This window comes from Phytoactinopolyspora limicola, assembly GCF_011320225.1.
GTDB lineage: Bacteria > Actinomycetota > Actinomycetes > Jiangellales > Jiangellaceae > Phytoactinopolyspora > Phytoactinopolyspora limicola.
Map to the genome: position 1 here is coordinate 261,484 of NZ_JAAOEN010000004.1, position 12,817 is coordinate 274,300.

Genomic DNA, 12,817 nt, shown 5'->3' on the forward strand with positions numbered 1-12,817 from the left:
AGTGCCGCCGCTATCTAGGCCGAAAGTGATATTGCAAGATCATTCTTCTGGAAACTCATCCGGGAGCACGGCTGTGTCGGCACCTTCGGCCTCGAGCATCTCGCGAACCACACGGTAAGCCAGTCCGGCCGGATATCCCTTGCGGCCCAGCATGCCGATCAGGCGGCGGCTGCGGACTGCCGGATCGAGCCCACGGGTGCCGCCGAGGCGTTTGACGACAAGCTCTCGCGCCATCTCCTCCTCACGCTCGGCCGGCAGCGCCGCGAGCGCTTCGGCCGCTACGTGCGCCTCCACCCCACGCTGACGAAGCTCGTGCCCAAGAGCACGCCGAGCGAGTCCACGCCCGGCGTGCCGAGACTCAACCCATGCCGCAGCGAATGCAGCGTCGTCGATCAGGTTGACGTCGCTGAACCGATCAAGAACCCGGGCCCGCACATCTTCCGGGACCCCCTTGCCCGCCATAGCTCGGTCAAGCTGGGCCCGTGTCTGCGGGGCGGCGCTCAGCCGCTGGAGCGCTACCGAGCGGGCAACACTCTCCGGATCATCCGAGTGTGCAGCCTCCGGACCGCGCTTCGAACGATCCGGAGCCTCCTTACGCTGACGTCGACCGGCCATCAGAAGTCGACCGGCGCCTCCTCAACCGCCCCCACGTCGATCTTGGGCCCAACGCCCAGCTTCTCTTTGATCTTCTTCTCGATCTCATCGGCCAGGTCTGGATTTTCCTTCAGGAAGTTCCGGGCGTTCTCCTTGCCCTGGCCCAGCTGATCACCTTCGTAGGTGTACCAGGCGCCCGACTTACGGACGATGCTCTGTTCGACACCGAGATCGATCAGGCCACCTTCCCGGCTGATCCCCTCGCCATAAATAATGTCGAACTCCGCCTGCTTGAACGGAGGGGCAACCTTGTTCTTCACAACCTTGACCCGGGTTCGGTTACCAACCGCGTCCGTGCCGTCCTTGAGCGTCTCGATGCGGCGGATGTCGAGCCGGACCGAGGCATAGAACTTCAGCGCCTTACCACCCGACGTGGTTTCAGGTGAACCGAAGAAGACACCAACTTTCTCCCGGAGCTGGTTGATGAAGATCGCCGTCGTCTTCGACTGGCTCAACGCACCGGCGATCTTACGCAACGCCTGGCTCATCAACCGTGCTTGCAATCCGACGTGACTGTCGCCCATCTCGCCCTCGATCTCAGCGCGGGGCACCAGCGCGGCGACCGAGTCGATGACGATGACGTCCAGAGCGCCGGACCGGATCAAGGTATCGGCGATCTCCAGCGCCTGCTCCCCCGTGTCCGGCTGGGAGACCAACAGCGCGTCGGTGTCCACGCCGAGAGCCTTGGCATACTCCGGATCCAGTGCGTGCTCGGCATCGATAAAGCCGGCCACACCCCCCGCACGCTGCGCGTTGGCCACCGCATGTAGCGCAACCGTCGTCTTCCCGCTGCTCTCCGGACCATACATCTCGACCACCCGGCCACGCGGCAGTCCGCCGATGCCGAGCGCCACATCCAAGGAGATCGCCCCTGTCGGGATGATCTCGACCGGCGCACGGGCCTCCTCGCCCAAGCGCATCACCGACCCCTTACCGAACGCACGCTCGATCTGAGCGAGCGCAGTGTCAAGGGCCTTCTCGCGATCTGCGGGAGCTGCCATGGATACCACCTGGGATTGACGGGCCGCGCCGCGGCCCTGAGTTCGTTTGGCCATCGATCGAGACGTTACGCCCCGGCACCGACAAGGTCGAGATCGAATCGCCGCCTTGTGGATAACGTCCGCCTCAACACGAGCACGTTATACCGAACCTCTGTTCGAACGCTAGCGACACGCCGCAGCCCAGACCCGGTCAGAGAGTGCCGTGAACCACGTCCCCGCCCATCACCGTGGCCATCACCGGTATGTCCGCCAACGCCGAGGGGGCGACCACGTAGGGGTCCGCACCCAGCACCACCATGTCCGCATGTGACCCTACGGCCAGCCGGCCCACTCGATCATCCATCCGGCACGCCTTGGCCGCGCCGGTGGTGTAGGCGGCCAGCGCCTCGTCGACAGTGAGCACCTCGTCCGGGCCAATCGACACGCCACCCGAACTGGTCCGCTGCGTCATCAGCTGCATACCCCGCAATGGCGCACCGTCGACCACTGGCCGGTCCGAGCTGCCAGCCAGCGGGATGCCACGTTCGAGGAACGAGCGCCCTCGGTACATCCAGGTGGTTCGCTCCTCCCCCATGATGCGGGCATAGTCGTCGCCGAACACCTCCAGGAACGTTGGCTGAACCACCGCGACGAGACCGAGCTCGGCGAACCTGGCCAGTTGATCCGGCCGGACCAGGCCGCTGTGCTCCACACGATGCCCGGCATCCGGCCGTGCGACCGCCTCTTGTGCCGCGCTCACCGCGTCCAGCGCCTGGTCGACGGCGCGGTCGCCGATGGCGTGGATCGCCAATTGCCATCCCGCCCGGTGTGCGTCGACCACCAGCGCGGTGACCTCGGCATCGTCGTAGGTGAGTTGCCCGAGGCCACCGTCGGCGTACGGCTCGGTCAGCGCCGCGGTACGAGCACTCATCCCCCCGTCGAGCCACATCTTCAGCGCCCCAACCGACAGCCGGTCATCACCTAGTCCAGTACGCAGGCCCAGGTCGATAGAGCGCGGGATACCGTCGGTCGGGTCGGCTCCGGATGGACGGAGCATGGCCGCCGGGATCATCGCCTGCACCCGGACCGGCAGCCGCCCCTGCTCTAGTGCGCTCTGGTAAGCCGCGAGTTCCACCGGCGAGAACCCGGCCAGACCGGTGGCGATGCCTGCGTCGGCGCACGTCGTCACACCTTCGGCGGCGCACTGACGGGCCGCCGCCGCGATAGCGTCGACCACTTCTTCGATCCGGTATGGCAGCCGCCGCGATCGAGCCAGCGCCATCGCCTCCTCGACCAACACACCCGTCGGATGGCCGGCGTCGTCGCGCACCACACCGTCGCCGTAGGCGGAGAACTCGTCGGCGTCGATCGCTTCCAGGACCGGCCGCGAGACCAAACACGCGTGTCCGGACACGTGGGTGATGAAGACCTTGCGGCCAGCCGCCACCCTCTCGAGGTCTTGCCAGGTGAGATGTGCACCCAGTGGCCTCTGGTCATAGCCGGCCAGATCTACCCAACGACCTTCCGGAGTCTCGGCGACCGCCCTGGCGACCGCCTCCAACACCGCGTCCCGCGTCCGGCAGTCGGACAAGTTGATCAGCGATCCGGCCACACCGGTCCAGGTCAGGTGGGTATGGGCATCGATGAACCCGGGAAGCACCGTCGAACCATCGAGGTCGACCGTTCTGGCGGCCGGCAACCCCGTGACGTCGTCGTCCAGGCCGACGATTCGACCACCCCAGATGCCGATAGCCGACACTTCTGGACGCTGTGGGTCCATGGTCCGGGCCCGGCACCCGGTGATCAGAAGATCCAGCTGCAACGTCTTCCCCTTTTCCGTAATGATCATGATTCATTCCAGTACAGCTCCAGATATCCGCACTAGTACAGATATCTGGAGGCATCCGCAGGGCCGCCGACAACGAGCATCTAGTGTCAAGGATGGAATCCACCGAAGACGCACCAAACGGCAGGAGTAAAGGTGAACGACACCATGGATCGCACACCACCAGCGCACCTCGTCGTCGACGGACACAACGACATCGCCTGGGAGCTGCGCGTCCAGGCGTCATACGACCTCGACACCTTAGATCTCGCCCGCCACCAGCCCAGCCTGCACACCGACATCGGCAAACTCCGCTCCGGCGGCGTTGGAGCACAATTCTTCTCGGTCTTCGTGCCTGGCACGTTGCCCGGCTCCGAAGCCGTCACCGCCACTCTGGAGCAGATCGATGGGGTGTACCAGATCATCAACCGGTACCCCGACACCTTCGCCTTCGCCCGCACGGCCGCGGACGTCCGCACGGCCATGGCCGACGGCCGGATCGCCGCGCTCCTCGGCGCCGAGGGCGGCCATTCGATCGACCACTCGCTCGGCGCGCTGCGGATGTTGCGCAAACTCGGCGTGGCGTACCTGACCCTGACCCACAACCAGAACAACACCTGGGCCGACTCCGCCACCGACGTCGAACTGCACGGCGGACTGAACGAGTTCGGCCGAGACGTCGTCCGAGAGATGAACCGGATCGGAATGCTCGTCGACCTTTCACATGTCGCCGTCACCACCATGCGCGACGCCCTCGCGGTGAGCAGTGCGCCGGTCATCTTCTCGCACTCGTCCTGCCGCGCCATATGTGGCCATCCACGTAACGTTCCCGACGATATCCTCACCCAGCTTCCCAACAACGGCGGCGTCGTCATGATCACGTTCGTGCCGTCGTTCGTCTCCCAGGAGTGCGCCGACCACGGCGCCGCTGCCGACGCCGAGCGGATCAGACTAGGACTGCCCCCGGTCACCGCGTTGGCCGCTGCGGCCGACGAACCCACCGAACCGGCCCATCCCACGACGTCGACCCGCGACGCTGCCGCGGCGGAGTTCGCCCGGTGGCAAGAGGCCAACCCGGCGCCACAGGCGACACTGGCCCAGGTTGCCGACCACATCGACCACGCCCGCGAGGTAGCCGGGGCACGGCATATCGGTCTTGGTGGCGACTACGACGGCACAGCCGACCTTCCCGTCGGCCTCGAGGACGTGTCCACCTATCCGGCGTTGCTGGCAGAGCTCCGGTCCCGCCACTGGTCCGAAGCCGACCTAGCCGACCTGACGAGCGGCAACATCCTGCGAGTTCTCTCCGACGCCGAAGCCGTCGCCGACCCCGGGTTCGGCACCTAACCCCGCTTCCGCACCTGATCTCCGTTTTGACGCCTGATCGTTCTTGTGGCGACGATCAGGTGCGCGGTGGTGGCGACGGCCAGTGTCGACGCGCGGTGGTGGCGTCTGATCGTCGCCACGATGTGAGACGGCTGGCGATCAGATGCGTGAACCGTCGTATGGCGGCCGGTAGCGCATCTGATCCTTTCGAGGCGGCACCGTGCTATGCGGATGCGGCGGGGGCCTGCGAGGCGGATGCGGCGGTCGCCGGCGGGGCGGATGCGGTGGTGGCGTGCGGGGTGCCGGTGCCGCCGACTTCCCCAGGGGGTTGTCCAGGGTTCACCGGGGTAGTCCGGGGCGTCAGGACCCGGGGTGGTGCGTTGACCGCCTCCACAACTGCGACATTTCACCCACGCCAACAAGCGGTCAGCGCACCATGCCTCGCCCGGCGGCCCTGCCGTCGTTCACAACGGGCACCCGCGAGCCCAGCACGTCCGGCAAGCGCCATCGCGACGCGATCAGATGCGCTACCGGACGCCAGGCGACGGTTCACGCATCTGATCGCTAGCTGTCCCGCGTCGCATCCACATCGTGGCGACGATCAGACGCCGCTACCGCACGTCGACACTGGCCGTCGCCGCCACCGCGCATCTGATCGTCGCCACAAGAACGATCAGGCGTCAAAACGGAGATCAGGTGCAGCAAGGAGTGTGGTGGTACGGTACTTAAAATGTACTAGTACAGTTCTCCGTATGTATACGCCACGCCAGTACCGAGCCCCTGGCGCAACCGATGAGTCCCGGCTGATCCGGCAGAACCCGTTCGGCTTGATTGTGAGCGCCGACGGATCTGTGCCGGTGGCGACCCATGCACCGATGCTGCGCGCGCCAACGTCCAACGGCCCACCACCCGACGGCGAGCCCCTCCCCGGAACCACCGTCATTGGCCATATGGCCAGGGTCAACCCACAGTGGCGAACGTTCGAGAGTGGCCCGTCGGTGCTAGCCGTGTTCTCCGGGCCACACGGATACGTCTCGCCCACCGTCTATGGCGTCACGCCGGCGGCACCAACCTGGAACTACGCTGCCGTGCACGTGAGCGGGCCGGTCCGGCTCATCGACGACGCGGACGAAGCGCTCGCGGTTATCATGGCGACGATCGAGGTCACCGAAGCGCTCACCCCAGCGGCGTGGGATCCGACCGACTCTATGGACTACGTTCGGCGTATCTTGCCCGGCATCGCGGCGTTCGAGATCACGGTCGAGTCGGTCACCAGCACCTTCAAGCTGAGCCAGGAGAAGCCCGACGACGTCCGGCAGCGGGTGATCGAGGCGTTCGCGGCCAGCCCCCGCGGACAGGACAAAGAACTGGCCGGGCTGATGACGACCACCGGCCGGGTACATCAATAGTGGCCAAACCGGCGCCCCGTGATCGCTTCGGGGAACTGGGGAGCTACGTCAGATGGCTGGCCGAGCGATGCTCCAGGACCGCCGCCAGATCGGCGGCCAGCCGGGTGCTCTCGTCCGGCCGAAGCGTGGCGGTGGTCACCCGCACGAACGGTGCGCTGCGCATCCGGTGCACCTCACCGGCGCGTAAGCCCCAACCTCGGGTTTGCATCTGTTGGATGACCGGTGCCTCGTGCTCCACCGGGATGGTCACGTTCAGCCCGGACCGCCCCCGCGCCATGATGCCCCGCTCGGACAGCTGGTCCAGCAATGTCTGCCGTCGTTCGTGGTAGACCCGTTCGGCGTGGCGGACCGTGTCCCGCACCTCTGGAACAGCCCAGAGGGCGACGACGAGATGCTGCAACAGGTGACTGACCCACCCGGTGCCCAAGAGCTGGCGTCCACTGACCCGGCTCAACGTGCGTGGGTCCGCGGCGACAAACGCCAGCCGCAGGTCCGGTCCTAGGAACTTGCTGGCCGAGCGGAGCACCGCCCACCGCTGCCGACCTACGGATAACGAAACGTACGGTGCCCCGGCGATCAGCGACGCATGATCGTTCTCCACCACCGTCATGTCTGGATGCCGGGCCAGTACCGCGCGCAGCGCTACCGCCCGCTCGTCGTCGATTGCCGCACCAGTTGGGTTGTGTGCCCGCGGAGTGACGACGAAGGCCACGGGCTGACGCCCAAGTGCACGTTCGAGATCGTCGGGGACAACACCGGCAGCGTCAACGGCCACCCCAACCGGCTCCAGCCCCATCGCCCGAACGAGATCCAGTACCCCGGTGTGCCCAGGATCCTCGATGACGACCCGATCACCTGGCCGGGCCCACGCGCCGAGCACCCGCTCCGCCCCATCCAAGGCGCCCCCCACCACAGTTGGTGGACCGGTGTGGTGTCCGAGCTGATCGGCGACGTCGGCAAACAACTCTTGAGCCATCTCGGCCAGTTCCGGGACGATCGTCGGCGCGCCGTAAAGGTAACGGGGCGATTCAACCGTTGCCAGAACCGCGGACAGATCCGGGAGCAGCTCGGGATCCGGGTTTCCATCGCTGACATCACGCAGATTCGATGACGACGGTGCCGGGGCGCGGACCGCGGCCGACTCGCCCTCGACGGGCCGAGCAGTCGACGACGGAGCAACGGGAGGCCGGCCGCCGACCCTGGTGGCCCGACCGGCCTCACTCAGCACGACGCCCCGCATCCGCAGATCGCGATAGGCAGCGGCCACAGTAGACGGGCTGACACCCAGCCGGGCGGCTAGCTCACGCACGGATGGCAACGGCTGGAGCGGCACGAGATCTCCCACGGCCACCGCCGTCTCGACGCTGGCGGCGATGTCGCGTGAGGTCTTCCCCGCGATCAGCGTGTCGGCACCCATCCCGCAACTGTACTAGTACGGACGGGTCGCGGCGGCCGAACGGCGCACCCGCAAGGCGGTCACGAGACCTCCGACACCGACGGCGACGGCACCCATCAGCGCCAACGTCGCCGCGGCGGCTCCGGTGTCCGGCAGTTTTCCGCCACCGGCCCCGCCGTCATCTGTCCCGCCGTCGTCCGTTCCGCCGTCGTCCGTTCCGCCGTCGTCCGTTCCGCCGTCGTCCGTTCCGCCGTCGTCCGTTCCGCCGGCGTCCGTTCCGCCGTCATCCGTCCCACCGTCATCCGTCCCATCGTCAGTCCCACCATCGTCAGTCCCACCGTCGGTGCCGCCGTTGCCGGCGTCGACCTGCACGCTGATGCGGCCCTCTCTACCACCGTATTCAGCGGTGATGGTGCTCACCCCGGCAGCCACGCCCGCTACGTCACCGGCGGTGACGGTAGCCACTGTGTTGTCGTCCGAGGACCACTGGGCCTGATCGGTGACGTTGATCTCGGCCCCATTGATAAGGATCGCGGTTGCCCGTAGCGCGACGGTCTCCCCCACCGGTACCGGGTAGGGTTCCGGCTTCGGTTCCGGAGTTTCGATCTCCACCTCGTCGACCGGAAGTTCGTGGGTGTCCACCACCACCACGGTCAGCGGCACAACAACCATCGGCGTGGCCGCATCGTTGCTGCTGACGCAGAGGCTTACCTCATGTGTACCGAGCTCGAGTTCTACGTCGGCCGTGCCATGCCAGTCCAAGAAGATCTCCCCTGACGTTTGGCCGGCGCCGACCTCTCCCGAGCTCGGACTAGTGCCAAGCCATGCCACGGCCGTCGGACCGGCGCAACCAGTGCTGCTCGCGAGGATGCTCCATTCGAGTGTCGACCCGCCGAGATTATGGATCGTGACGTGCTCCCCACCCTCGTACGAGCTGTGGATGTAAGTGCGTCCATCACCCACCGTGCCATAGAAATGGAACGACGACGGCTCGGTGGTCACGGCTATCTCGGGCGATCCAGCAACCTCGAGAGGATCCACAACCGGATCCTCCGTAGGGTCCGGCATGTCCGGTTCGGCATCGTCAACCTCCTCAGGTGAGTCGGTGACGTCGAGGGCTGGTTCCTGGGCGTCGGCCACCCCGCCGGCCGGATCCCCTTCGTCGGCTGCTGCCGCGGGCCCTCCGGTGAGCGGTAAGCCGAGACAGATCGCCGCCGCCACGGCGACGAACCCTCCGGGGCGAGCCGAACGTGGCGGTTGGGTCGCAGTGCGTACGTGCATCGTCGCCTCCCAGCGTCATAGCCGGTCCAGCCGCGCGGCGCAGGATTTTCGCCGTCGCCGGATACCCCCACCGACCCACGGGTGGTTGACCATATCCGCGGTCGCACGGAGGACGTGATGGTCAACTGACGCCCGAGGCGTCCTTGAGGTTGCATCCGAACAGACCTGACGTGCTCACTGCTGCCCCGATATTCAGATCGCGCCTGCTGGGTTGTCGCCGACAACCGGCGAGACCGTGCATGGCAGCGCTGACGCGCCCGGGGACGGCCCGCTCAGGTGAGCAGCAGCCGCTCGATCCGGCGTGCGGCGAAGACCGCTCCGATCATGCCCATCACCAGCAGATAGATCACATGCACCAGCAAGGACGCGCCGACGTCGCCCAGCATCAGAGCTCGGATCATCGCCGCTCCGTGATACAGCGGCGTGGCCTGCACCACCCACTGCAAGGCAGCAGGATAGGCCGACAGCGGGAAGAAGGTAGCGGAGAACAAGAACATCGGCAGGATCGTGAGGTTGATGTACTCGAAGTCTTGCCAGGAACGCATGAAGGTGGTGGCCGCCATGCCGACGGCGGCGAACGCGAAGCCGATCAACACCGCAGCCGGCAACGCCAACACCGCCCACCACGACTCCACCACCCCGGCTACTGCCGCCACCAGCAAGAACACCGTCGAGTACAGCCCGCCACGGATCAGTGCCCAACTGATCTCGCCCACGGCGACGTCTCGTGGACCCAGGGGTGTGGCCAGCACGGAATCGTAGAGCTTCGCGTACTTCAGCTTGAAGAACAGGTTGAACGTGGAGTCCATGACGGCACCGTTCATGGCCGCCGCCGCCATCAGGGCGGGTGCGACGAACGACGCGTAGGCGACCATCCGCCCGTTGCCGGCGTCGATGTCGCCGATCAGCGCACCCATGCCCACACCCAGCGAGAACAGGTAGAAGACCGGCTCGAAGAATCCACTGACGAGGGTGGTCCACGCGTGTTTGTACGCCCGGACGTTGCGCTCGACCAGGGCCCGCGCCATACCCGCGCCGGCCGGGAACGGCATCATCCGCGACACTCGTTGCGCCGTGCCCATCAGACCACCAGCTTCGCGCGGAAGCCCCGCATAGCCAGAGTTATCCCTAGCGCCAACCAGGCCAGGAGGTAGGCCAGATGGCCGAGCGCGGGTAGCAGCGACAGGGTCTCCAGAGCCAGGCCACGGCACAGTTCAACCGAATGCCACAACGGCGTGAACTTGGCGATCACCTCAAGCACCACCGGTAGTTGGTCAACCGGGAAGAACGTTCCGGAGAAGAGGAACAGTGGCAGCATGACGAACCGGAACAACATGCTGAACCCGGACGGTCCTTCCTGCCGGGCGGCGTAGGCGAACACCGGCGCGGCGAACGCCAGCCCGGTCAAGATGGCCACTGGCACCGCCAGCACCACCCACCAGGACTCGATAGCCCCAAAGGCGGTGGCGATCACCACGAACGTGGTACTGGTGATGGTCAACCGGAACGCGATGAAGGCCAGGTGGCCGAGGACGATGTCCGCGATGCCCAGCGGCGCGGCCGTCATGGCGTGGTACTGCCGCTGCCACTTCATGGCACCCAGTACTGGGAACGTGGACTCGGAGATGGCCGTCTGCATGGCCTGCGCCGCGAGAATGCCGGGTGCCAAGAACATCAGATAGCTGATGCCTTCGATCCCTCCGGCCGGGCCGTCGTCGACCAGCGACCCCAGGCCGATGCCAATGGCTACCAGAAACAGCAACGGGCTCAGGAACCCACTGATGATGGAGCCCCGCCAGACCCGCCGGTAGCTCATCATCCAATAGGCCAGGGCGCGGTCCCACATCCTGCCCGGCCGACGTGTGACGGGCCTCGGGGACGCGATAGGTGTGTGCGCAGTGTTCACGGCCGGCATCAATCGATCAAGGTGCGGCCGGTGAGGTGAAGGAAGACGTCCTCCAGAGTGGATCGGCGCACCAGCACCGATAGTGGCGTCAGCCCGCGGTCGTGGACGGCCGCCGCGGCGGCGTCTCCGTCGTCGACGTACAACAGGAGCCGGTCCGGCAGGACCTCGATACGCCGGGCGAGATCGGCCACCTTGGCCTGGTAGGGGGCGTGGTCGTCGACGGCGAACCGCAGCTCGAGGACCTCGCGGGTGGAATGTTCGGCGATGAGCTGCCGCGGCGACCCCTCAGCGACGATAGCGCCGCCGTCCATCACCACCAGCCGGTCGCACAACTGCTCGGCCTCGTCCATGTAGTGCGTGGTGAGCACCAGCGTGACACCGGACCGTTTCAACCGGAACAGCCGGTCCCACAGCACGTGCCGAGCCTGGGGGTCCAGGCCGGTGGTGGGCTCGTCCAGCAGCAGAAGCTCCGGCTCGTTCACCAACGACCGAGCGATGGTCAGGCGGCGCTTCATGCCACCGGACAATGGCTCGACCACACTGTCCGCCCGGTCCGCCAACTGGGCGAACTCAAGCAGCTCAGCCGCACGTTCACGTACGACGGCTTTAGACAGTCCGAAGTAGCGGCCGTAGACCAGGATGTTCTCGCGTACGGTCAGTTCCTCGTCCAACGTGTCTCGTTGTGGCACGACGCCGAGCCGGCTGCGGATGCGGGATCCGTCGGCACCGGGATCAAGGCCAAGGATGCGCAACGAGCCGTCGCTGGGCGGAGAGACGCAGCCGATCATGCGCATGGTGGAGGACTTGCCCGCACCGTTGGGACCGAGGAACCCGAACGCTTCGCCCCGGTGTACATCGAGGTCGATGCCATCAACCGCGACGAAGTCACCGAACCGCTTGGTGAGTCCGCGCGCGCTGATCAACGGCGCGTCTGTTGCCTCGAATGCCCTCAGTGTCACGATCGATGACGTTACCTGCCGGCGCTGACAGACTCATCCGAGTTTCCGCGGCATCGTTGTTCTCCGCGGGCTCAGCGTTCGGAGGGCGGAAGTCGGAGTGCATCACACACGGCACGCCAGACCACCTTGGCGTCCTCGCCCGCATTCAACGCTTGGTGCACGGTACGCCCACCCAGCGCGTCCAGCACGTAGTCCCGGGCCCATGAATCGGCATAGGCCGGCCCGAGGTGCTGCTCCATCCGCTGCCAGAAGTCCGTCAACCGCACCCGATCAGTATGTGTCATGCCGCGCCGCGCCCGGCACCGGCCTCACATCGCCGCCGTGGCCGGCGCGGGCGTTTCGGTCACAACGAGCTGACCAGCATGGCCGTCATGCTGACGCTCATCACCACATCGCTGGCACGTGCCCACGTCACCGATGACGGACGACGGATACGCGCCTGGGTGACGACGGTAGCCGTGGTCACCGTGCTGGTCGGTGCGGCGCTGGTAGCCGCCGCAGCCCGGACAGGATCCACGGCGTCGCCGGTGCACAGCCGGATGCCCGCGACGAGCGCAGCCGCCGCGAAGTAGTACGCCAGGAACCACGCCGCGGACTCCGGCGGGAACATGACGTGGACAGCATGGTCAGCATGGTGACCACCGGCACCGGACGCGTGGTGGGCGCCCAGCACGCCGTGGCCCGTCATGTACATGTAAGCCATCGCGGCGCATCCGACCAGGAGATGCACCGCGAGCGGGCCGAGCGGCTCTCCTTCCGCCGGCCGCGGCAGCCGAACCGTGATCCCACCCCGCACCATCGACGCGAAGATCAACACCCCGAGTACGCCGAACGTCAGAACTCCGACGGCAACCGGGACGCGGTGCGCGTGGGACGAGAGCATCACCGCCATGCCGAAGGCCATCGTGACATGTGTGGCGTGGCATACCAGGGCGCCACCCAGCTGCCTGCCGCCGCACCGTCTCCTACACGAGCGACCAGCCTGGACGAGTGCGTAAACGCCGGCGAGTGTCAGCAAGACGATGAGGATCCACCGCCCGACCTCCACCGCTGGCACCTTTGCGAGCCCTGCGCGATCAGG

General features: G+C 66.5%; 12 protein-coding genes. 2 read left to right on the forward strand and 10 right to left on the reverse strand.

All coding sequences use genetic code 11. The annotated features are described in order from the left end of the window. Window positions 1-39 precede the first annotated feature (39 nt). From G8760_RS12720 to G8760_RS12730, 3 genes are all read right to left on the reverse strand, one after another. A complete protein-coding gene (locus G8760_RS12720; RefSeq protein ID WP_166351543.1) occupies window positions 40-615 on the reverse strand; it encodes a regulatory protein RecX in 576 nt (191 codons plus the stop codon). After that, window positions 615-1,655, reverse strand: coding sequence for a recombinase RecA (recA, locus tag G8760_RS12725; protein ID WP_166351545.1), 1,041 nt, complete (start codon window positions 1,653-1,655; stop codon window positions 615-617). Before recA ends, G8760_RS12720 begins: the two co-directional genes overlap by 1 nt. 190 nt (window positions 1,656-1,845) lie before the next feature. Further along, window positions 1,846-3,483 (reverse strand): amidohydrolase, encoded by a 1,638-nt coding sequence (locus tag G8760_RS12730; RefSeq protein ID WP_207782296.1) that lies wholly within the window; start codon window positions 3,481-3,483, stop codon window positions 1,846-1,848. Window positions 3,484-3,627: 144 nt separating this feature from the next. Here G8760_RS12730 and G8760_RS12735 point away from each other — a divergent pair, with 144 nt between their 5' ends. Then, a complete protein-coding gene (locus G8760_RS12735) occupies window positions 3,628-4,806 on the forward strand; it encodes a membrane dipeptidase (RefSeq protein ID WP_166352061.1) in 1,179 nt (392 codons plus the stop codon). Between the two features lie 731 nt (window positions 4,807-5,537). Next, window positions 5,538-6,194, forward strand: coding sequence for an FMN-binding negative transcriptional regulator (locus G8760_RS12740; protein ID WP_166351547.1), 657 nt, complete (start codon window positions 5,538-5,540; stop codon window positions 6,192-6,194). Window positions 6,195-6,237: 43 nt separating this feature from the next. Here the strand turns inward: G8760_RS12740 and G8760_RS12745 are convergent, their stop codons facing one another. The 7 genes from G8760_RS12745 to G8760_RS12775 all read right to left on the reverse strand — a co-directional run bounded on the left by G8760_RS12745 (window position 6,238) and on the right by G8760_RS12775 (window position 12,784). Further along, window positions 6,238-7,611: an aminotransferase class I/II-fold pyridoxal phosphate-dependent enzyme gene (locus tag G8760_RS12745; RefSeq protein ID WP_166351549.1), complete on the reverse strand. Its 1,374-nt coding sequence runs from the start codon at window positions 7,609-7,611 to the stop codon at window positions 6,238-6,240. Between the two features lie 12 nt (window positions 7,612-7,623). Next, a complete protein-coding gene (locus G8760_RS12750) occupies window positions 7,624-8,871 on the reverse strand; it encodes an Ig-like domain-containing protein (RefSeq protein WP_166351551.1) in 1,248 nt (415 codons plus the stop codon). A 272-nt stretch (window positions 8,872-9,143) separates the two neighbouring features. After that, window positions 9,144-9,953, reverse strand: coding sequence for an ABC transporter permease (locus tag G8760_RS12755; protein WP_166351553.1), 810 nt, complete (start codon window positions 9,951-9,953; stop codon window positions 9,144-9,146). Continuing rightward, window positions 9,953-10,687, reverse strand: a complete 735-nt coding sequence (locus G8760_RS12760; RefSeq protein ID WP_207782297.1) for an ABC transporter permease — start codon at window positions 10,685-10,687, stop codon at window positions 9,953-9,955. Before G8760_RS12760 ends, G8760_RS12755 begins: the two co-directional genes overlap by 1 nt. 98 nt (window positions 10,688-10,785) lie before the next feature. Then, window positions 10,786-11,730, reverse strand: a complete 945-nt coding sequence (locus G8760_RS12765; protein WP_166352063.1) for an ATP-binding cassette domain-containing protein — start codon at window positions 11,728-11,730, stop codon at window positions 10,786-10,788. A gap of 77 nt (window positions 11,731-11,807) precedes the next feature. Then, complete coding sequence (locus tag G8760_RS12770; RefSeq protein ID WP_166351557.1) at window positions 11,808-12,002, reverse strand: DUF3046 domain-containing protein; 195 nt, start codon at window positions 12,000-12,002, stop codon at window positions 11,808-11,810. Window positions 12,003-12,079: 77 nt separating this feature from the next. Continuing rightward, window positions 12,080-12,784: a DUF5134 domain-containing protein gene (locus G8760_RS12775; RefSeq protein ID WP_166351559.1), complete on the reverse strand. Its 705-nt coding sequence runs from the start codon at window positions 12,782-12,784 to the stop codon at window positions 12,080-12,082. Window positions 12,785-12,817: the final 33 nt, after the last annotated feature.

Bases quoted from the DNA above. Each gene is read 5' to 3' on its own strand.
- G8760_RS12720 (WP_166351543.1), bottom strand. From the start codon at position 615: ATGGCCGGTCGACGTCAGCGTAAGGAGGCTCCGGATCGTTCGAAGCGC.
- recA (WP_166351545.1), bottom strand. From the start codon at position 1,655: ATGGCAGCTCCCGCAGATCGCGAGAAGGCCCTTGACACTGCGCTCGCT.
- G8760_RS12730 (WP_207782296.1), bottom strand. From the start codon at position 3,483: ATGATCATTACGGAAAAGGGGAAGACGTTGCAGCTGGATCTTCTGATC.
- G8760_RS12735 (WP_166352061.1), top strand. From the start codon at position 3,628: ATGGATCGCACACCACCAGCGCACCTCGTCGTCGACGGACACAACGAC.
- G8760_RS12740 (WP_166351547.1), top strand. From the start codon at position 5,538: ATGTATACGCCACGCCAGTACCGAGCCCCTGGCGCAACCGATGAGTCC.
- G8760_RS12745 (WP_166351549.1), bottom strand. From the start codon at position 7,611: ATGGGTGCCGACACGCTGATCGCGGGGAAGACCTCACGCGACATCGCC.
- G8760_RS12750 (WP_166351551.1), bottom strand. From the start codon at position 8,871: ATGCACGTACGCACTGCGACCCAACCGCCACGTTCGGCTCGCCCCGGA.
- G8760_RS12755 (WP_166351553.1), bottom strand. From the start codon at position 9,953: ATGGGCACGGCGCAACGAGTGTCGCGGATGATGCCGTTCCCGGCCGGC.
- G8760_RS12760 (WP_207782297.1), bottom strand. From the start codon at position 10,687: ATGAGCTACCGGCGGGTCTGGCGGGGCTCCATCATCAGTGGGTTCCTG.